Annotated in this window: 17 protein-coding genes and 2 riboswitches; of the genes, 5 read left to right on the top strand and 12 right to left on the bottom strand. The window is 73.9% G+C overall.

The window, feature by feature from the left end:
- Nucleotides 1-90 precede the first annotated feature (90 nt).
- From RQG84_RS15985 to RQG84_RS15950, 8 genes are all read right to left on the bottom strand, one after another.
- Nucleotides 91-1,596 (bottom strand): precorrin-2 C(20)-methyltransferase, encoded by a 1,506-nt coding sequence (locus RQG84_RS15985; protein ID WP_311210823.1) that lies wholly within the window; start codon nt 1,594-1,596, stop codon nt 91-93.
- Nucleotides 1,597-1,598: 2 nt separating this feature from the next.
- A complete protein-coding gene (locus RQG84_RS15980; RefSeq protein WP_055961054.1) occupies nt 1,599-2,255 on the bottom strand; it encodes a precorrin-8X methylmutase in 657 nt (218 codons plus the stop codon).
- Nucleotides 2,252-3,154 (bottom strand): nitrite reductase, encoded by a 903-nt coding sequence (locus RQG84_RS15975; protein WP_311210822.1) that lies wholly within the window; start codon nt 3,152-3,154, stop codon nt 2,252-2,254. The genes RQG84_RS15980 and RQG84_RS15975 overlap by 4 nt, the downstream gene beginning before the upstream one ends.
- Nucleotides 3,155-3,392: 238 nt before the next feature.
- Nucleotides 3,393-4,160 carry an ABC transporter ATP-binding protein gene (locus tag RQG84_RS15970; RefSeq protein ID WP_311210821.1) on the bottom strand — a complete coding sequence of 256 codons (768 nt, stop codon included), beginning with the start codon at nt 4,158-4,160 and terminating at the stop codon, nt 3,393-3,395.
- Nucleotides 4,157-5,242 carry an iron chelate uptake ABC transporter family permease subunit gene (locus RQG84_RS15965; RefSeq protein WP_311210820.1) on the bottom strand — a complete coding sequence of 362 codons (1,086 nt, stop codon included), beginning with the start codon at nt 5,240-5,242 and terminating at the stop codon, nt 4,157-4,159. Before RQG84_RS15965 ends, RQG84_RS15970 begins: the two co-directional genes overlap by 4 nt.
- A complete protein-coding gene (locus RQG84_RS15960; RefSeq protein ID WP_311210819.1) occupies nt 5,239-6,273 on the bottom strand; it encodes an ABC transporter substrate-binding protein in 1,035 nt (344 codons plus the stop codon). Before RQG84_RS15960 ends, RQG84_RS15965 begins: the two co-directional genes overlap by 4 nt.
- Before the next feature lie 52 nt (nt 6,274-6,325).
- Nucleotides 6,326-6,449: riboswitch (cobalamin riboswitch) on the bottom strand.
- Between the two features lie 11 nt (nt 6,450-6,460).
- Entirely contained in the window at nt 6,461-7,525 is a 1,065-nt protein-coding gene (gene cobT, locus RQG84_RS15955; RefSeq protein WP_311210818.1) for a nicotinate-nucleotide--dimethylbenzimidazole phosphoribosyltransferase, read from the bottom strand.
- A gap of 33 nt (nt 7,526-7,558) precedes the next feature.
- Nucleotides 7,559-8,065 (bottom strand): hypothetical protein, encoded by a 507-nt coding sequence (locus RQG84_RS15950; RefSeq protein WP_311210817.1) that lies wholly within the window; start codon nt 8,063-8,065, stop codon nt 7,559-7,561.
- 81 nt (nt 8,066-8,146) lie between these two features.
- Here RQG84_RS15950 and RQG84_RS15945 point away from each other — a divergent pair, with 81 nt between their 5' ends.
- From RQG84_RS15945 to cobF, 4 genes are all read left to right on the top strand, one after another.
- A complete protein-coding gene (locus RQG84_RS15945; RefSeq protein ID WP_311210816.1) occupies nt 8,147-8,674 on the top strand; it encodes an SRPBCC family protein in 528 nt (175 codons plus the stop codon).
- Nucleotides 8,671-9,309, top strand: coding sequence for a (2Fe-2S)-binding protein (locus tag RQG84_RS15940; protein WP_311210815.1), 639 nt, complete (start codon nt 8,671-8,673; stop codon nt 9,307-9,309). The genes RQG84_RS15945 and RQG84_RS15940 overlap by 4 nt, the downstream gene beginning before the upstream one ends.
- Nucleotides 9,310-9,336: 27 nt before the next feature.
- Nucleotides 9,337-9,405, top strand: a riboswitch (cobalamin riboswitch).
- A gap of 50 nt (nt 9,406-9,455) precedes the next feature.
- A complete protein-coding gene (gene cobN / locus RQG84_RS15935; protein ID WP_311210814.1) occupies nt 9,456-13,043 on the top strand; it encodes a cobaltochelatase subunit CobN in 3,588 nt (1,195 codons plus the stop codon).
- Nucleotides 13,040-13,771 (top strand): precorrin-6A synthase (deacetylating), encoded by a 732-nt coding sequence (gene cobF, locus RQG84_RS15930; protein WP_311210813.1) that lies wholly within the window; start codon nt 13,040-13,042, stop codon nt 13,769-13,771. Before cobN ends, cobF begins: the two co-directional genes overlap by 4 nt.
- Before the next feature lie 4 nt (nt 13,772-13,775).
- On the opposite strand, the gene RQG84_RS15925 is transcribed toward cobF, so the two are convergent.
- Nucleotides 13,776-14,975, bottom strand: coding sequence for a DUF222 domain-containing protein (locus RQG84_RS15925; protein WP_311210812.1), 1,200 nt, complete (start codon nt 14,973-14,975; stop codon nt 13,776-13,778).
- A gap of 41 nt (nt 14,976-15,016) precedes the next feature.
- A complete protein-coding gene (locus tag RQG84_RS15920; RefSeq protein WP_311210811.1) occupies nt 15,017-15,454 on the bottom strand; it encodes an Rrf2 family transcriptional regulator in 438 nt (145 codons plus the stop codon).
- Between the two features lie 81 nt (nt 15,455-15,535).
- On the opposite strand from RQG84_RS15920, the gene RQG84_RS15915 reads away from it, so the two are divergent.
- Complete coding sequence (locus tag RQG84_RS15915) at nt 15,536-16,375, top strand: NAD(P)H-binding protein (RefSeq protein ID WP_311210810.1); 840 nt, start codon at nt 15,536-15,538, stop codon at nt 16,373-16,375.
- A 61-nt stretch (nt 16,376-16,436) separates the two neighbouring features.
- On the opposite strand, the gene RQG84_RS15910 is transcribed toward RQG84_RS15915, so the two are convergent.
- Entirely contained in the window at nt 16,437-17,018 is a 582-nt protein-coding gene (locus RQG84_RS15910) for a M23 family metallopeptidase (RefSeq protein ID WP_056551850.1), read from the bottom strand.
- Nucleotides 17,019-17,151: 133 nt separating this feature from the next.
- Nucleotides 17,152-20,169 (bottom strand): BTAD domain-containing putative transcriptional regulator, encoded by a 3,018-nt coding sequence (locus tag RQG84_RS15905; protein ID WP_311210809.1) that lies wholly within the window; start codon nt 20,167-20,169, stop codon nt 17,152-17,154.
- Nucleotides 20,170-20,265: the final 96 nt, after the last annotated feature.

Genomic DNA, 20,265 nt, shown 5'->3' with positions numbered 1-20,265 from the left:
CCCACCGCGCGTTTTGACGCGTCTGCGTCGGTTTCTCCCCGCCAAACCGACGTCAACGCGTCAAAACGCGGGGTGGGGCGGGGCGGGCGGTCAGGGCTCGACGGAGCGGGGGGTCCAGACGGCGCCGGTGGGGCTGACCCGGGTGGTCGAGGAGCCGACGACCAGCAGGCACTTCATGTCGATCGACTCCGGGTCCAGCTCGTGCAGGGTGGTCACGACGAGGGACTCCTCGGCGCGGCCGACGTCGCGGCCCACGACCACCACGGTGCCGGGGTCGCGGTGCTCCAGCAGGATGCGCCGCATGTCCGCGACCTGGGTGGTGCGCGAGCGGGACCGCGGGTTGTAGACGGCCAGCACGAGGTCGGCGTCGGCCACGGCACGCAGCCGCCTCTCGACGACCGACCACGGCTTCAGCCGGTCCGACAGGCTCATCACCGCGAAGTCACCGCCGATCGGTGCCCCCGCCCGCGCCGCCACGGCCTGGACGGCGGAGACGCCCGGCACCACGCGGACCACGACGTCGTGCAGGTCCGAGCGCGCCTCCTGCGCCTCCAGCACCGCGGTGGCCATGCCGAACACGCCCGCGTCGCCGCCCGACACGACGGCCACTCGCTCACCCGCGCGTGCCAGCTCCAGCGCGTGGGTGGCGCGGTCGATCTCGACCGTGTTCCCCGACGCGTGCCGGACGAGCCCGACCCGCTGCGGCACCCGCGCCACGTACGGCGCATAGCCCACCACGTGCCCCGCGCGCGACAGCTCGTCGGACGCCTCGGGCGTGAGCCAGCCGTCGGGCCCCGGCCCCAGCCCGACCACGACGACCTCCCCCTGGGCTGCCTCGGCCACACCCGCGGAGGGCTCCGGGGCGTCGTAGCGCCGGCCGTGGCCGTCACCCGGGACCACGACGAGCGAGAAGTACGGCACCGACGACGGGTCGACGTCGGCCACGGGCATCCACCGCTGCTCGGGCATGGACGCGCGCTCGACGTAGAGCGCCGTGTCGAGCCGGGCGGCCTGCTCCAGCGCGGAGCGGACGGCCGGGAAGGTGCGGCCGAGCTTCATGATGATCGCGCCGTCGGTGTCGGCGAGCCGCCGGGCCAGCTCGGCCTCCGGGAGCGTCCCGGGCAGCACGGTGAGCACGTCGGTCTGGCGCACCAACGGGGTGGCGGCCAGCGCCGTGGCGGCGGCGAACGCGGGCACCCCCGCCACCACCTCGGTCTCGAAGTCCGGCGACAGCCGGTCGTGCAGGTACATGAACGACCCGTAGAACATCGGGTCGCCCTCGGCGAGCACCACCACGTCGCGGCCCGCGGCCAGGTGCGCGCGCAGGCGTTCGGCGCACTCCTCGTAGAAGTCGGCCATCGCGCCCGCGTAGCCGCCCGGGTGCTGCACCTCGCCCGTGGTGACCGGGTACTGCAGCACCTCCTCCGTGACGCCCTCGGGCACCAGGTCGTCGACGATCCGCCGCGCGTTCGAGCGCTTGCCCACGCCCTGGTGGTAGGCCACGACGTCGGCCGACCGGATCAGCCGTGCGGTCTTGAGCGTGACCAGCTCGGGGTCACCGGGGCCGACGCCGACGCCGTACAGGGAACCAGGCATGACTACTCCTCCTCCTGCGCCAGCGCGTTGAGGGCCGAGGCCGCCATGGCCGAGCCGCCCCGACGCCCGCGCACGGTCACGAACGGCACGTCGATGCCGTGCGTGTCGGCGAACGACGCGAGCGCGTCCTTCGACTCGGCGGCCCCGATGAAGCCGACCGGGACCCCCACGACGGCCGCCGGCCTCGGCGCACCGTCGGCCAGCAGCTCCAGCAGGTGGAACAGCGCCGTGGGCGCGTTGCCGATCGCCACGACCGCACCGTCGAGCCGGTCGCCCCACAACGAGAGCGCGGCCGCCGACCGGGTGGTCCCCCACTCCCGCGCCAGGTCGGGCACCCGCTCGTCGCGCAGCAGGCACAGCACGTCGTTGTCCTGCGGGAGCCGCGCCCGGGTGACACCGGAGGCCACCATCGTCGCGTCGCACAGGATCGGTGCGCCCGACCGCAGCGCCGCTCGCGCCGACGACACCAGCCGCGGGTGGACCACGAGGTCGTCGACCAGGTCCGTCTGCCCGGTGCCGTGGATCATCCGCACCGCCACCTTCTCGGCGTCGGCGGGGATGCGCGACAGGTCGGTCTCCCGCCGGATCGTCGCGAAGGAGTCGACGTAGATGGCAGCGCCGCTGCCCTCGTAGTCGAAGCGTCGGGTGGGGGCTCTCATGCGGTCTCCGGAGGTCGTGCGGGCAGATCGGGCAGGACGACGCTGCGCCACGGCGTGACCACCAGCTCGGCACCGGCGCGGGCGAGCAGCGCGTCGACGTCGGGACGGCGCAGCACGCCGTCGGGCACGGTGACGTGCTCGTAGGCGAGGCCGTCGTCCTGGCGGCCGACGCCCTCGGGCAGGGGCAGGGCGCGCACCTGGGTGCGCAGGTCGCGGGCGTGCAGGTCGCCCATGACCACGGCGCCGTGCTCGGGCAGGTCGTCGACGTGCCACGTGCCGACGTCCGGACGGACCCGCCGGAACCGGTGGGCCAGTGCCATGAGCACGTCGGGCAGGACGTCCAGCGGCACGACCTCGCCCCAGTGCCGACCGGCCCGGACCTGCGCGTGGCCCGCGTCGACCGCCACGGCTCCGAGGTCGAGGGTCCGGTCGACGAGGTCGCCGCGGCCGTCGTCGAGGACGACGAGGAACCGCGCGGACAGCTCGGCCAGGGCGTCGTCACCGCGCAGCAGCGCGTCGTACCGCTCGGCTGCGGGGCGAAGGTCGGCGAGGCCGCCGCTGCGGCCCGACAGCGGGGACACCATGACGTTGCGCACCAGCTCGTGGGTGCGGCTCGGCAGGAGGCCGGTGGACTCGAGATCGTCCACCACGGCCGGGGGGACGCGGCCGTCGGGGGCGGCCAGTCCACGGACCTGCAGGTTCGCCCGCCGGGTCAGCGCGACCGTCCCGTCGCCGTGCCGCTCGGCCACGTCGAGGAGCCGCGCGAGCGCACGCGACGGCAGCCGTCCGCCGACGAGCCTGAGCCGCACGAGCGCGCCGTCGTCGGCGATCCAGGGACGCAGCACCCCGGGGCATCGGTCGGCGCGGTCGCGAGCGCTGCCGTCAGGGCCGGGGCTCATGGCTTCATCCTCGCTCGACGGCGGCAGTGGCTGCCGTTCGTCGCCGAGACCTGGTCGGATGGGCCGGGAGAAGCGCGACGATGCTCACCCCGTGTCCCGCGTGTCCTTTCGCTGCCGCGGAGGTTGGATGGGGTGACGGCGCGCGTGCACCACTCCCAACGCCGCGTGCCGGGTGGGCCGGGTCGACGTCTTCTCCCAGGGCGGTACGACCCGGCCCCACGGGGGAGATCCCACCGCGTCATGCGCTCGTCACCCCGGTGAACCTCACGTGCGGCACCTCGTCCACGAGGGTCACGACCGCCTGCACGTCGTAGACGTCGGCCACGAGCTCGGCGGTGAGCACCTCGGCGGGTGGCCCCGCGACCCGGACCCGACCGTCGGCCAGCACGACGAGGGTGTCGCAGTACGTGGCCGCCAGGTTGAGGTCGTGCAGCGCCATCACGGTGGTGGTGCGTGCCGCCCGCACCAGCTCCAGGAGCTCCAGCTGGTGGCGGACGTCGAGGTGGTTGGTGGGCTCGTCGAGCAGCAGCTCGGTCGGCTCCTGGGCCAGCGCCCTGGCGATCTGCACCCGCTGGCGCTCGCCCCCGGAGAGCGTCGAGTAGGCGCGGTCGAGCACGTGCGACGTGCGCGTGGTGCGGGCGGCCCGCTCGACGACGGCCCGGTCCGCGGCGGACGTGGGAGCCCACGTCGAGCGGTGCGGCAGCCGACCGAGACCGATGACGTCGCGCACGGTCGGCTGGGTGTCGGTGGTGACGTCCTGGTCGACCACGGCGAGACGACGCGCCACCTGCCGTCGGCTCAGCTGCGTCACGTCGTCCTCACCCAGACGCACGACCCCCGAGGAGGCCGGTCGCAGACCGGCGAGGAGTCGCAGCAGCGACGACTTGCCGGACCCGTTGGGACCGAGCAGGCCGACGGTGCTGCCGGGCCGGACGTCGAGGTCCACGCCGTCGACGATCAGCCGGTCGCGCACCCCCCACGAGACGGTGCGGGCGCTGATGCTCATGAACGCTGCTTCCGCCGCAGGAGGATCACGACGAAGGCCGGCACGCCCACGAGCGCCGTGGCCACGCCGACCGGCAGCTCCTGCGGTGCGATGACCGTGCGCGCGCCGACGTCGACCCACACCAGGAAGATCGCGCCCAGCACGGCGGAGACGGGCACGAGCACCCGGTGCCTTGCCCCCACCACGGCTCGTGCGGCGTGCGGCAGCACGAGCCCGACGAACCCGATGGCGCCGGACGTCGACACGATGACGGCGGTCATGAGGGCCGTCACCACGAGGAGCAGCAGCCGGATGCGCAGCACGGAGACCCCGAGCGCCGCGGCGGCGTCCTCGCCGAAGGTGAACGCGTCGAGCGCCCCGGCCGCCAGCCAGCAGACGACGAGGCCCGCCAGCACCAGCCCACCGCACACCAGGACGTCGCGCCACGAGGCGGTGCCGAGCGAGCCGAGCAGCCAGAACAGCACGCCCCGGGTCTGCTCGGCGTCGGCGGCGGTGAACACGATGAACGAGGTGAGCGCGGCGAACAGCTGGGTGGCCGCGACGCCGGCCAGGATCATCCGGTCGGTCGTCCCGCCGGAGGCCATGCCCAGGACGAGCACGAGCCCGAAGGCCAGCAGCGCCCCGACGAACGCCCCGGAGGCCAGCGTGGCCGAGCCGGCCCCGACACCCAGCACCACGATGGCCACGGCACCGGTGGACGCGCCCGAGGAGATGCCGAGCACGAACGGGTCGGCCAGCGGGTTGCGCAGCAGCGACTGCAGCACCACGCCGCACAGGGCCAGCCCGGCGCCGCAGGCAGCGGCCAGCACAGCCCGCGGGAGGCGCAGGTCCCACACGATCGCCTCCTGGATGCCGGTGAGGCCCGACGACCCGAGCCCGACCTTGGCCAGCGCGACCGCCACGGCGTCTCGCGGGCCGAGGTCCGACGGCCCGATCGTGGTGGCGACCGCGACCGACACCGCGAGCGCGGCGAGGGTCACCACGCCCAGCACGAGACCGCGCCGGGAGCCTCGCGCCCCCCGCCCGGGCGGTGTCTCGACGTCGCCCGGGGCCTCGCGGCCGTCGACCAGCAGGGAGGTCACGACGCTGAGATCCCCAGGTCGCGCAGGCCCGCCGCGACCTTCTCGACGGCGTCGACCGTGCGGATCGACGGGTTGAGCTCGGCGCCGGCCAGCAGCACGTAGCGCTTCTCCTTGACCGCGGTCATCTCCCGCGTGACCGGGTTGGACTCCAGGAACGCGATCTTGGCCTTGCCGCTCTCCGCGGTCTGGCTCCTGCGGGTCAGGTCGCCGATGACCAGGACGTCGGGGTCGGTCGCGGCGATCGACTCCCACCCGATCTGCGGCCACTCGTCCTGCTCGTCCTCGAACACGTTGTCCAGTCCCAGCGCCCGCGTGATGATGCCCGGCCCCCCGCAGCAGCCCGCGGCGTAGGGCGCCTCGGAGTTCGCGAACCAGTAGAAGACCGACGTGCCGTCGAAGTCGGCCGCGGCGGCCTCGGCCATGCGCTCCTCGAGCGAGGCGACGAGGTCCTCGCCGGCCCGCTCCTCGCCCACGAGCGCGGCGAGGTCGCGGACCTCCGTGTAGATCGACTCCATCTCGAGCGGCTCGTCACGGGTGCCGTCACCGGCGCCGAAGTCGGACTTCTCGCACTCGACGGCCGACAGGTAGGCGGGGACGCCCAGGCCGGCCAGCTTCTCGGGCGTGGTCACCCCGCCCTCGCTGAGGGTGTTCGCGAACGACGCGGTCACGAGGTCGGGCTCGGTCGCGAGCAGGTCCTCGTACGACGGCGCCTGGTCCGCGAGCCGCTCGACCGTCGCGTTCTCGTCGGCCAGCGACGGCAGGATCGGGTCGGTCCAGCCCGCGGCACCCGCCATGCGGTCGGCCACGCCGAGGCTCAGCAGGATCTCGGTGGTGCCCTGGTTCAAGGACACGATGCGCTGCGGCGGGCTCTCGACGGTGACGTCACGGTCGCAGCGTTCGACCGTGACCGGGAAGCCGCTCGTGGACGCGGCCGACGTCGAGGACCCGGAGTCGGTCGACGAGCCGCACGCGGCGAGGAGCGGGACCGCCAGCAGGGCGGCGGAGAGGGAGGGGCTGAAGCGTGGTCGCATCGCGATCCTTCGCTCGGGGGTCCGTTGCGCGAGACCCGGTGGAGCCCCACGGCGAGTGCCGCGGGTCGCCAGCGGGTGTCGGACTCAGGCGTCGCCGCCCATACCGTTGCGCGTCAGTCCCGGACTCTCACCGGGTTCCCTCGCGTGGCAGCCGCACCGTAGCACCACCGTTCGACGCGCCGCCGACTCAGCCGCCCAGGACCTCCGACAGCAGCGCGACGTCGCGCAGGAGGAGGGCGGCGGAGCGCACGAGCGGCACGGCGGCGACGGCACCGCTGCCCTCACCGAGCCGCATGCCGACGTCGAGCAGCGGCTCGAGGCCGAGCTTCTCGAGGGCGAAGCCCTGCGCCGGCTCGGTGGAGCGGTGGCCGGCGGCGAACCAGGCGGCCGCACCGGGCGCGAGGTCGTCGGCGGTCAGGCCACAGGCCACGGAGATGAGTCCGTCGAGCAGCACGGGGACGCCCGCCTCGGCCGCGGCGACGAGGAAGCCGACGGTCGCGGCGAGGTCGGCGCTGCCGAGCGCGGTCAGGCGGTCGACCGGGTCGGCGACGCGCTCGCCCGCACGGTCCAGCGCGGTCTGGACGACCTCGGCCTTGCGGGCGAGACCGGCGTCGTCGATGCCGGTCCCGCGGCCCACGACCTCGACGCCGGGGAGGCCGAGCGACGCGGCCACGAGTGCGGCCGACGGGGTCGTGTTGCCGATGCCCATGTCGCCGGTGACCAGCAGCTGCGCACCCGAGGCGATCTCCTGCGCCGCGATCGTGCGACCGTGCTCGATCGCCAGAGCCGTCTCCTCGGGCGTCAGCGCGTCCTCGACGTCGATGGAGCCGCAGCCGCGCCGCACCTTGAAGGCGCGGACCTCGTCGGGCAGGCCGTCGAGGTCGTCGTCGACGCCGAGGTCGAGCACGCGCAGGCTCACCCCGTGCTGGGCGGCGAGCACGCTCACGCCGGCCCGGCCGGACGCGAAGGTCCGGACCATGGCGGCCGTGACGGCGCTCGGGAACGCGGAGACGCCCGAGCCGACCACGCCGTGGTCGCCGGCGAGCACGACGGCCCGAACGTTCTCGACCGGACGCGGCGGCACCTCGCCCTGCGTGGCGGCGATCCAGCAGGCCAGGTCGCCGAGGCGTCCGAGCGCGCCGGGGGGCGTGGCGAGGTCGGCCAGTCGGGCGGCGGCAGCGGCGTGGGCCGCGGCGTCGGGCGGGCGCACGGAGGTGGGGGACGTCAGGTCAGGCACGCTGTGGTCGGGCACTGGGGAACCGTACCGAGTGCCCAGCGGACCCGGTCAGTGCCAGCCGTGCTCGGCGAGACGTCGCGCGACCATCACCGGAACTCCGGGCAGCCGCGCCGAGAGGTTGCAGGCCTCCCCCACCGCGTACCGAACGGGGTGCGACGCTCCCAGCACCAGCAGGTCCTGCCCCGACGACGGCGGCACCACGAGGTCGAAGGCCTGGACGGTGCCGCGAGCGGCCCAGAGCCGCAGCACCCGTCCGCCGAGGACCACGGCGACCTTCTCGTGGTCGTAGAGCTGGGTGTAGCCCATCGGGACGTGCTTCAGGACGGCCCCGTCGTGCGGGCGACCGGCCGTGTAGGCGTGGGTGAGACCGCGACTCGTGCGGTGGAACCGGGCGACGTCGTCGTGGTCGATGCCGAACAGGTCCACCCGGCCGGCACCGATCTCGGCGTCCGGCGGGTGCGTGCACGTCGGCACCTCGACGGCGGGCAGGCGCGGCGGGGCCGGGTCGCGCCAGCTGGTGCTGTCGGTCACCTCGCGCAGGTCCATGGCGGTCATGCTGGCACGGGGGTGCGAGCCGCGTCACGACGTCGCACCTTCCCTCGGTGCGAGCACGTGCACGCGAGTAGCCTCCCCTGCATGTCCCGAGCCCTCACCGTCAGCGACACCGTGGTCGTCGGCGTCGACCCGGAGACCGCCTACGCCGCGGTCAGCGACGTGCGGCAGATGGGGCGGTGGAGCCCCGAGAACACCGGAGCGACGCTGGCCGATCCCGACGCTCCCGTGGTCAAGGGCACGGTCTTCGTCGGCGACAACAAGCGCGGTCGCGGTCGGTGGAGGACCCGGTGCGTCGTGACCATCGCCGAGCCCGGGCGACGGTTCGCCTTCGACGTGCGTGCGTGGGGCCTGGGAGAGCGGATGCTGCCGGTGCGCGTCGCCACGTGGGAGTACGCGTTCGAGCCGGCCGTGGGAGGCACGCTCGTCACGGAGACCTGGGTCGACGGCCGCAAGGGCTGGCCCGACTGGACGGCCTCGGTGTTCGACCGCGTGGCCACCGGGCGGGACTCCTTCGCCACGTTCCAGCGCGGCAACATCCGGCGCACGCTCGACCGGCTCAAGCGCGAGCTGGAGGCCGACCGGGAGCGTGAGCCCGGGTCACCCGAGTGACCGCGCTCGCCCGGCTGGGCGAGTTCTTCGCCGTCGAGCAGACCGTGACGGGCGAGGGCTGGCACCCGCTCGCGGAGCTGCTCGACGGCCCGTTCCCGGACCGCCGCGTCGTCGCGGCGCACCTGGTCCTCCGGTCCCGCTCGAACGCCGAGGTGGAACCCCGTGTGGCCGCCTCGATCGCGTCGCTCGGTCTCTTCGCCCGGCTGCTGTCGCCGACGATCGGGGCCCTGCTGCTCGATGTCGACGCCCCGGCCGACCTCCACTGGCGTGAGCAGCCCACCGGGACCTTCCCGCTCGCAGCCGGCGCCTGGGGTCCGGCCGACCTGCACGCCGTCCTGTCCGACGTGGTCGAGCCCCTCGCCCGTCGTCTGCACGCCGCCCACGGCCTGTCGGAGCAGGTGCTGGCGGGCAACGCGTCGTCCGCGGCGTTCGGTGCGCTGAAGATGGCCACGCTCGCCCGGCCCGACCTGCGCGACGCGGCGCTCGACGTCGGCGCCGAGGCGCTCGCCCACCCCTACCTCGCGGGCACCGGCGACGTGGGACCGCCGTACGTGCGCCGCTCCTGCTGCCTCTACTACCGGATCCCCGGCGGCGGGTACTGCGGCGACTGCGTGATCCCGGCGCGAGGCCGCTAGGCTGACCGCGATCCGTCGCCGCGGATCAGGGAAGCCGGTGCGAGTCCGGCGCGGTTCCGCCACTGTGACGCCTGCCTGCAGGCCAGCCAGACACCTCCCGCGGCGACTCCCACCGCACGGGGCGAGAACCCCGAGGAGGAACCCTGATGACGCGTATCGCGCTGCTCTCGACGTCCGACACCGACCTGCTCTCGGCCCGCGCGAGCGGCGCCGACTACGTCTACGCCAACCCCGCCAAGCCCGGCCACCAGGACATGGCCGCCGCGATCGAGGCGGCCGACCTCGTGGTCGCGCGCATCCTCGGCTCGCCCCAGGACCTCTGCTCGGGCTTCGCGCGCATCCGCGCCACCGGCAAGCCGATGGTGGTGCTCGGCGGCGAGCAGTCGCCCAGCGCCGAGCTCATGGAGCAGTCGACCGTCCCGATCGGCGTGTGCGCCGACGCCCACGTGTACCTCGCCGAGGGCGGCCCCGAGAACCTCGCGCAGCTGCACGCCTTCCTGTCGGACACCGTGATGCTGACCGGCGAGGGCTTCGAGCCGCCGAAGGTCCTCCCTGAGTGGGGCCTGGCACCCCGCACGACCGACGCGACGGGCAAGGTCAGGATCGGCGTCCTGTACTACCGGGCCCACGAGGCGAGCGGCAACGCCGGCTTCGCCCACGCGCTGGCCGACGCGATCGACGCCACGGGCGACGCGGTGGGCGTGCCGGTCTTCAGCTCCTCGCTGCGCGCCGCGCCCGACGCGCTCTTCGAGGAGATGGCGAACCTCGACGCCCTCATCGTCACGGTGCTCGCCGCCGGCGGCACGAAGCCCGGCACGGTCAGCGCCGGTGGCGACGACGAGTCGTGGGACGTCGCCCGCCTGAAGGCCCTCGACATCCCGATCCTGCAGGGCCTCAGCCTGACGTCGAGCCGCGCCGAGTGGGAGGCGTCCGACGACGGCGTCTCCCCGCTCGACTCGGCCAACCAGATCGCGATCCCGGAGTTCGACGGCCGCATCATCACCGCGCCGTTCTCGTTCAAGGAGATCGACGAGGACGGGCTGCCCCGCTACGTGGCCGACCCCGAGCGCAGCGCCCGCGTGGCCGGCATCGCTGCGGCCCACGCCCGCCTGCGCCACACGCCGCCGGCCGAGCGCAAGGTCGTGCTCATGCTGTCGGCCTACCCGACCAAGCACAGCCGCGTCGGCAACGCCGTCGGCCTCGACACCCCCGTCTCGACGATCCGCCTGCTGCGCGAGCTGCGTGACGCCGGCTACGACCTCGGCGAGCCCGGACAGATCCCCGGTCTGGAGCTCGACGACCTCACCGAGGCCGGTGACGCCCTCATCCACGCGCTGATCGACGCCGGCGGCCAGGACGAGGAGTGGCTGACGCACACGCAGCTCACCGAGAGCCACGTGCGCATCCCCGCCGCCCGGTACGCCGAGTGGTTCGACGACTTCCACCCCGACCTGCGCGACGCGATGCTCGAGGCCTGGGGCCCCGCCCCGGGGAAGCTCTTCGTCAACGATGACGCCGAGATCGTGCTCGCGACCATCCGCGCCGGCAACGTCGTGCTGATGATCCAGCCGCCCCGCGGCTACGGCGAGAACCCGGTCGCGATCTACCACGACCCCGACATGGCGCCCTCGCACCACTACCTCGCCGCCTACCGCTGGGTGGAGGAGGAATTCGGTGCTCACGCCGTCGTGCACCTGGGCAAGCACGGCTCGATGGAGTGGCTGCCCGGCAAGAACGCCGCGCTGTCGGCGTCGTGCGGCACCGACGCCGCCATCGGCAACCTGCCGCTGATCTACCCGTTCCTCGTCAACGACCCGGGCGAGGGGGCGCAGGCCAAGCGACGCGCCCACGCCACGATCGTCGACCACCTCATCCCGCCCATGGCACGGGCCGAGAGCTACGGCGACATCGCGAAGCTGGAGCAGCTGCTCGACGAGTACGCCAACATCGCCGCCATGGACCCGGCCAAGCTGCCGGCGATCCGCTCGCAGATCTGGACGCACATGCGGGCCGCCGAGATGCACCGCGACCTCGGCCTGGACGACATCCCGGACGAGGACGACTTCGACGACTTCATCTTCAACGTCGACGGTTGGCTCTGCGAGATCAAGGACGCCCAGATCCGCGACGGCCTGCACGTCCTCGGCCAGGCTCCGGCGGGCGAGGCGCGCGTGAACCTCGTGCTCTCGATCCTGCGCGCGAGCCAGATCTGGGGCGGCGAGACCGGAGCCGTCCCCGGCCTGCGGTCTGCCCTCGGGCTCAAGGAGGGTGAGGACGCCCTGCGCGCCATCGACGAGATCGAGCAGCAGGCGCACGCCCTGGTGCAGGGCATGGAGGAGGCCGGCTGGGACCCCTCCGCCGTCGACGGCCTGCACGACGACCCCGTCGTCCGCGACGTCCTGCACTTCGCCGCCACGCAGGTGGTCCCGCGCCTCGCGCAGACCACCGACGAGCTCGACCACGTGCTGCACGCGCTCGAGGGCGGCTTCATCCCCGCCGGTCCGTCCGGCTCCCCGCTGCGCGGACTCGTCAACGTGCTGCCCACGGGCCGCAACTTCTACACCGTCGACCCCAAGGCCGTCCCGTCGCGACTGGCGTGGGAGACCGGCCGGTCGATGGCCGAGTCGCTCGTGGAGCGGCACCTCGCCGACACCGACGAGTACCCGCGCTCCGTGGGCCTGTCGGTCTGGGGCACGTCGGCCATGCGCACGTCGGGCGACGACATCGCCGAGGTGCTGGCCCTCATCGGCGTCGAGCCCGAGTGGGACCCGGCCTCGCGCCGCGTCAACGGCCTGCGGGTCGTCCCGCTGGAGGAGCTCGGTCGTCCGCGCATCGACGTCACGGTCCGCATCTCCGGCTTCTTCCGCGACGCGTTCCCGCACGTCATCGGCATCCTCGACGACGCCATCCGCCAGGTGGCCGAGCTCGACGAGCCGCTCGAGCAGAACTTCGTGCGTGCCCACGCCCAGGCCGACCTCGCCGAGCACGGCGACGAGCGCCGGGCCACGACGCGCATCTACGGCTCGAAGCCGGGCTCGTACGGTGCCGGGATCCTGCAGGTCATCGAGGCCGGCAACTGGAAGACCGACGACGACCTCGCCGAGGTCTACACGGCGTGGGGCGGCTTCGCCTACGGTCGCGACCTCGACGGCGCCCCGGCGTCGGAGGACATGCGTGCCAACTACCGCCGCATCGCGGTGGCGGCGAAGAACATCGACACCCGCGAGCACGACATCGCCGACTCCGACGACTACTTCCAGTACCACGGCGGCATGATCGCGACGGTCCGCGCGCTGACCGGCGCCGAGCCGAAGGCCTACGTCGGTGACTCGACGTCGCCCGACGCGGTGCGCACGCGCACGCTGCAGGAGGAGACCAACCGGGTGTTCCGTGCCCGCGTGGTGAACCCGCGCTGGATCGGCGCGATGCAGCGCCACGGCTACAAGGGCGCGTTCGAGCTGGCCGCCACGGTGGACTACCTGTTCGGCTTCGACGCCACCGCCGGCGTGGTGCACGACTGGATGTACGAGTCGCTCGCCAAGGAGTACGTCCTCGACGAGACCAACCAGGAGTTCATGCGGAAGTCGAACCCGTGGGCACTGCGCGGCATCGTCGAGCGACTGGGCGAGGCGGCCGAGCGCGGCCTCTGGGCCGAGCCCGACCCGGAGGTCGTCGCCGCGATGCAGCAGGTCTACCTCGACCTCGAGGGAGACCTCGAGGACCGCCACGCGTGAGGCGCCTCAGGTTGGTCGGGATCGGTCTCGGCCACCCCGACCACCTGACCGTCGAGGCGGTCGCGGCGCTGCGGTCGGCGTCGGTCGCGCTGGTGACGGTGAAGCGGGCCGGTGACCCGCTCGCCGCCGCGCGCCGGGAGCTGCTGGCCCACCACGCCCCCGACCTCCGCGTGGTCGAGGTCGTCGATCCACCGCGGGACAGGACAGCCCTCGATTACGAGTCCGCGGTCGGCGACTGGCACGAGGCACGGGCCGAGGCCTGGGAGTCGGCTCTGCTGGCCCATCCCGGCGACGCCGTCCTGCTCGTGTGGGGCGACCCCGCCTTCTACGACTCGACGATCCGCGTGGTCGAACGCGTGCTGGCGCGCGGGAACCTGACGTTCGACTGGGACGTGCTGCCCGGCATCTCCGCGCTGCAGCTGCTCGCCGCCCGGCACCGGATCGTGCTGCACGAGGTCGGGCAGCCGATCCACGTGACCACCGAGCGCCGACTCCGCGAGGCCCTCGAGCAGGGGCAGGACAACGTCGTCGTCTTCCTGACGTCGGGCACGGACCTGACCGGGCTCGATGACTGGACGGTCTGGTGGGGCGCCAACCTCGGATCGCCGTCCGAACGCCTCGTTGACGGCGCCGTCAGGGACGTCGCGGCCGAGATCACCGCGAAGCGTGCCGCAGCGAAGGCCGAGGCCGGCTGGGTGATGGACCTCTTCCTGCTCCGCCGCCTCTGATCCATCAGAGCTGGGCGACGGCTCGCGCGAGGGCGCGTTCGACACCGGCGGTGTCTCCGTGGGGGAGGCCGTGGGTGGCGGGTTCGGCGTCGATGGTGCGGCCGGAGGGCAGGATCCAGCGCAGGGTGCGGTGACCCTTCAAGCGGTGGTGTCGGCGGTGCAGTGCCCAGGTGTTCTCGCCGGTGGTGGGTCCGCGTGGGTGTGGGACGCGGTGGTCGATGTCGCAGTCGCGGGCGGGTCTCATGCAGCCGGGGGTCTGGCAGACGGCGTCGCGGAACGCGATCGCGGCCGCGAGGGTGTCGGGGGCGAAGCGTCCGACGTACTCGTGGGCGAGCGTGTCCTTGGTGATCGGGTCGACCAGGAGCCGGTGCCAGAAGGTGTGGTCGACGTCGAGGTGGTCGAGGATCCACTCGGCCGGGACGGTCCAGGTGCCGTCGTCGGCGACGGCGGGCCCTGGTTCGGCGCCGGCGAGAACGGGCCCGTCGATGACGACGCCGATGTCGGTGCGGGTGCGTGCGGGGGTGGGGTCGTCGGTGGCCAGGAGCAGGTCGACGAAGGTGTCGGCGCGGAACTGACCGCGGGTCCGGTCGTCGCCCTCGGGCCGGGCGGTGCGCCGCAGGCGTGCGTCGATCGCGGCGGCCTGGTGGGACGGCACGAAGGCGTTGACCCAGGCCATGCCGTCGTCGACGTGGGTGATGGTGACGTCACGCTGACGCCGGGCGGCCTCGGCCCGGGCGGCGGCCTGCTCGGCCTCCACACGTGCGACGAACCGCTTCAACCACGCGCGCAGCTCAGCCACGGTATGGGTGCTGGCGTACCGGCCGACGGTGTCGTCGAGGCGCTCGAGCGACTCGGGCAGCTCCAGCACCGCCACGGTGCCGGCGATCTCACGGGCGCGGGCCCAGTCGATGCGACCGGTCATGAACGCGTTCCACGTCTGCGGGACCCCTGACCGGAGCCGGTCGGCCGCGGCGAGGCGGGCGCTGACCTGCGCCTCGGACAGGCCCACGGCCTGCCCGATCTCGAGCGGGATCGCGGACCGCTCCACCAGACGCGTCATCGGGGACTCGATGGCTGCGGTGCGGGTCAGCTCGGCCTCGCGGAACCGCAGCATCGCGGCCAGCTCCGCGGCCTCGGCCCGGCCCCGCTCGCGCGCGAGGACACCCAGTGCCTCGAGCGCTCCCGCGTTGCCGTTCCCGTCCATGTATCGAACATAGACTCGACCTCGGACACTCCTTCGGAGGCTTACCCCTCGACCGGGACGAGGTCGGCGACGGTCGTCTGCGCCAGCGTGGCCTCGGTGGCCCGCGCCACGGCCGCGTCGACGTCGTGCAGGCCGTCCTGGATGCTGCGTCCGACGGGGCACTTCGGGCTCGGCAGGTGGATCGCCAGCACCGGCTCGTCCCCGCGGACGAGGCGCCACACGGTGTCGAGCGTGATCCGCTCGGGCTCCACGAGCAGGCGCCAGCCGCCGCGGGCGCCGGGCGTGGACGCCAGGATGCCGGCCTCCCTCAGGGGGGCGAGCACGCGTCGCACGTGCACGGGCGTCACCTGCGTGCTGGCCGCGAGCTCCGTCGCACCCACGGTGCGGGGATGCGGCGACGACGGCCCCGCCCCGCTTCCGGCGAGGTAGGTGAGGACGTGCACGGCCACGGCGAACTGGGTGCTCTGCGGGCTGGCCATGCCCCCATGATGCCATACCGCCACCAGTGTGGTTATAGTTTATCCTAACAGCAACCAGACTGATGATAGTAAGGAACGATCATGACCACCTACGGCATCACCGGCGCGACCGGACAGCTCGGCTCGCTCGCTGCGGAGCTCCTCCTCCAGCAGGTCGACCCCGCCGACGTCGTCCTCCTCAGCCGCTCCCCCGAGAAGATCGCCGCCGCCGGCGCCGCCACCCGCGCGGCCGACTTCGACAGCCCCGAGGGCCTCGTGGAGGCGTTCACCGGCATCGACGAGCTCCTCCTCGTCTCCACCGACGTCGTCGGCTCCCGACTCGAGGGTCAGCGCGCCGCCGTGGAGGCCGCCGCGAAGGCCGGCGTCCGCCGCGTGCTCTACACGTCCGTGCCCGACCCGAGCGAGGACAACCCCGCGCTCGTGACGCCCGACCACCTCGGCACCGAGCAGGCCCTGCGTGACAGCGGCCTGCGCTGGACCTTCCTGCGCAACAACCTCTACGCCGACATGCAGTCCGACGTGGTGGCGCAGGCCGCGGCGTCGGGCACCTACGTGACCAACACCGGCACGGCCGGGGCGGCCTACGTGACCCGCGCCGACTGCGCGGCCGCGGCGGTGGGCGCCCTCCTGAGCACCGACGTCGACGACACCGCGCTCGACGTCACGGGACCCACGTCGGTGACGGCCGACGACATCGCCGCCCTCGCCGCCGAGCGCCGGGGTGAGCCCGTGGAGGTCGTGCACGTCGACGACGCCGCCTACGTCGCAGGACTGGAGCAGGCCGGACTGCCCACCTTCGTGGCCGAGCTCCTCGCCTCGTTCGGCACCGCCATCCGCGAGGGTCGCCTCGCCGAGGTCACCTCCGCGGTGGAGGACCTCACCGGCCGGCCCGCGACGCCGCTGGCGACCGCGCTGGCCTGAGCGCCCGCACGACGACGTCGGGGCCCGCTGCGGTGCGGGCCCCGACGTCGTGCCACCCCGATCAGCAGGGGCGGGTGAAGCTCGGCCCGGGCGTGGCCGGGTACGTGGCGGCGCGACCACCCATGACCGCCGGCTGCACCGCACCGTTGAGCTTCTGCTCGTAGTGCAGGTGGGACGTGAAGTCCCCGCCGGAGCTGCCCACCTTGCCCACCAGCGTGGTCGCCGTGACGCGCTGACCTTCCGAGACGTTGATGCTGCCCTCCTGCAGGTGCGCGTACAGCGTCGACCAGCCGCCGCCGTGGGAGATCTCGACGTAGTGGCCGTAGCTGGTCGTCAGCCGACGCACCTTCGTCACGGTGCCGGCCGCGCTCGCGACCGCGGGCAGTCCGAGGTCGTCGTTGCCGCCACCACGGTTGAAGTCGATCGCGTACCTCGACGGGCTGTGGCCGTCGCGGGTGTCGGCTCGCCAGGTCTGGCCGCAGCGGAACGGCACCTTGAACGCCGGACGGGCCTGGGCCGACGCCTCGGCCTCCGTCGAGACCGTGGAGGCGGTGGCCGTTCCGGTGGCCAGTGATCCGGCGAGCAGGGCGGCCGAGGCCATCGAGCCGGCCGCAGCGGCCACGAGGGTGCGTCGTGTGTTCATGGGTCCTCCGATGTCGGGGCGCAGCCTCTGCCGCGCCTGCCCCACCAGGCTGTCGAACGGCGCTGCGATCCTGCTCCGCGTCGTTCGCAGCGTCCTCGCAGCGGCGTACGCGACGATCGAGGACGTGGTCGACCTAGGAGGAGCCGGACGGGACCGCACGAGGGGTCGGTCCCGTGGGATCCACCCGTGAACGGTGCAGTCGCGCCGCCGCGCGCGCCTCACGCTCGCGCCGCGACGCCTCCCCGGCGTCGTCGGGTCTGCCCATCAGCTCCAGCAGCACGGCGAGGTCGCGCAGCGACGCAGCGGCGCTGAGCGTGCGTCCGAGGGCGGTGAGCTCCTCGACGCTGGCCACCAGCTCGGACTCGGCCTCCTCGAGCCGGCCGAGCAGGCGCAGCGCGCCGGCGAGCGAGCGGCGCGACCGGGCCGCCAGGAAGGCGTCGCGGGCACGTCGGGCCCAGGCCCGCGCCTCCTGCGCCCGCTCGAACGCCTCCGTCGCCTGGCCGTGGGCGACAGCGACCTCGGCGCGGGCGTCGACGACGTAGCCGTGGACGTGGTCGTCGACCCCGCCGTCGAAGAGCTCCAGCGCCTCGACGATCAGCGCCTCGGCGGCGTCGATCGAGCCGCGCCGCCGGCAGGTGCGCGACAGCTCGAGGGTGGCCTGGCGGAACGCGCCGCGCGCCGCGGTGGGGGCCAGGAGCTCGCGGGCGCGGGTGAAGGCACGCGCTGCGGCGTCGAGCTCGTCGTAGTCGTGGTGGACGGTGCCACGCATGATCTCGACCCAGCCCGCGAGCACCGCGTCGTCGAGGTGGTCCAGCGACTCGTCGGCCCCGGCGAGGTCGGCCTCCGCAAGGTCACGCCGACCCACGGAGAGCGCCGACGACGCCGCCACGACGGCTGCGGCGGTCGCGGGTGCGTGCGCCCCCTGCTCGACGAGCCGCCGACGCGCGGCGTCGGCGAGCGCCCGGGCCGGCTCCGAGGAGGAGGCCCGGGACTGCAGGTGCCACGCGCGGCACAGGTCGAGGTGGGCCGCTCCGAGTCGACGGTCGTCGTCCGTGGCGTCGAGGTGCTTCTCGACCACGTCGAGGGCGTCGAGCCAGTCGCCCTCGGACGGCGACACGTGGTGCGCCGGGGCCGTGATCGCCAGCAGCCTCCACGCGAGGTCGGTCCGCACCGGCGCGAGCGTCCTGGCGAGGGTCCGCGCCGTGGCGTTCTCCGTCGCGAAGAACGCCACGGCCGACTCGCGCTCCTGGAGGGCCGGCGTGCCCCGGCGCGGACCGTCGCCCACGGCCCGACCCGGTGCCGGTGGGACGGGGACGAGCTGGGTCGGATGGTCCCGGTACGGCACCACCGCACGCGCCAGCAGCTGCTCGGCGACGAGTGCCACGTCAGCCACGTCGACATCGTCGTCGTGCGAGCCCACGAGGAACCGGGCCACGACGTCGTGAAGTCGGAACTGGGGGGTCTGGCCGCTGCGGCGCACCGGCTCCACGAGGTGAGCCGCGCAGAGCGCGTCGATCGCGTGCTCCCCTGCCGCGTCGTCGCCGAGCAGCGCGCCAGGGACCCAGGCGCTGAAGGTCGCCACCGGCAGTCGCGCGACCCGTCGGGCCACCTCCTGCACGCTCTCGGGCACGCGCTCCCACACGTCGGAGAGGCTCGTCGCCAGTGCGGCGGCCACGTCGTCGGTGCCCGGTCCCCCGGACGACAGCCGTTCGGCCAGGCGCGAGAGCGCCACGTCCGGACGCTGCCGCGCGCGCCCGGCGGCGAGGCGCAGCGCGAGCGGCATGCCGCCCAGCGTGGAGACGAGCCGGTCGGCGCCGTCGTGGTCCGCACGGACCCGGTCGTCCCCCAGCACCCCGGCCAGGAGCGCCCGGCCGGAGGCGTCGGACAGCGGCCCCACCTGCACGTGGAGGTCCGGCTGCAACCAGGCGAGGTCGTAGCGCGAGCACACGATCGCCATCGACCCCGGCGACGCCGGAAGCAGGAGCGACAGCTCGCTCGACGTCGATCCGGCGTGTGCGTCGACGCCGTCGAGCACCACGAGGACGCGTCGCTCGTCGAGCAGCGACCGGTAGAGGGCGGCACGTTCGGCGGTGCCGCCCGGGACGGCGTCGGGGTGCACCCCGAGCAGGCGCAGGAAGGTGGCAAGGACCGCACCGACCTCGAGCACGGGTGCGCTGCCTGCCTCGAGGTGCAGGGAGCCGTCCGGGAAGTCGTCGCGCAGGCGCTGGCCGACCTCCACCGCCAGCGCGCTCTTGCCCATGCCGGCCAGACCGGTGAGGTGGACGACGAGGGGCACGTCGTCCACCTGGGCGACGGCCCCGACGATGCGGTCGATCTCCTCGTCGCGACCGACGAAGCCGGGCGCCCGCCGCGGCAGGGTGCGCGGAACGTGGGCGACCCGACCGACCTGCGCGGGCACCTGGGGCCCGCGCAGCACCTCGGCGTGCGCCTCCCTGAGGCGCGCCGAGGGCTCGACCCCGAGCTCGCTGTCGAGCCGGTCGTAGGCCTCGCGGTAGACCCCGAGAGCACGCTCCTGCTGCCCCATCGACGCCAGGACGAGCACGTACTGGGCGAGCAACGCCTCGTGGAACGGGTGCCGGGCCGTCAGCGTGGCGAGGTCGGCGACCACCTGGTCCGCGCGGCCCAGCGCGAGCGCGGCGGCGGCGTGCTCCTCCCACAGGGCGAGCCGCTCGGCGTCGAGCCGGGACCGCTCGATCTCGACGGCGGCCGTGGACGGCACGTCCTGCAACGACTCGTCACCCAGGAGCGTCGACGCCTCGCGGAAGGATCGCAGGCAGGTCGGGTCCGCGGCCGCCGCCAGCTCACGGGCGCGGTCCCGCAGCACCGCCAGCCGCTCGACGTCGACCTGCACGTCGGGGACGAGGCGGTACCCGCCCTGCGTGGTCTCGATGACCGGGGCCGGGCACTTGCGTCGGATCCCGGAGATCAACGCCTGCACGCGGTTCGTCGCCGACGCCGGCGGGTCCTCCCCGTACAGCCACGTCAGCAGGGAGGCGGCGGTGGCCGACCTCGTCAGGGCGATGCGTGCCAGGACCGCTCGCTCGAGACCGGACAGCCGGACGGGTTCGTCGCCGACGTGCAGGGCGACGGTCGCGAGCACGGCCACCTCGACCCGACGCCCCCGTGTCACGCTGCCGACAGTAGTGCCTGTCCCGGGACCCGGCAGACCTCGCCCAGGCCCTCGTCCAGTCGGTGGACACGGCACGTCCCAGTACCGACACAGCCC

Origin of the sequence: Aeromicrobium sp. WCS2018Hpa-31 (assembly GCF_031843905.1) — a bacterium.
GTDB lineage: Bacteria > Actinomycetota > Actinomycetes > Propionibacteriales > Nocardioidaceae > Aeromicrobium.
This window is presented reverse-complemented; position numbering and strand designations above follow the sequence as displayed.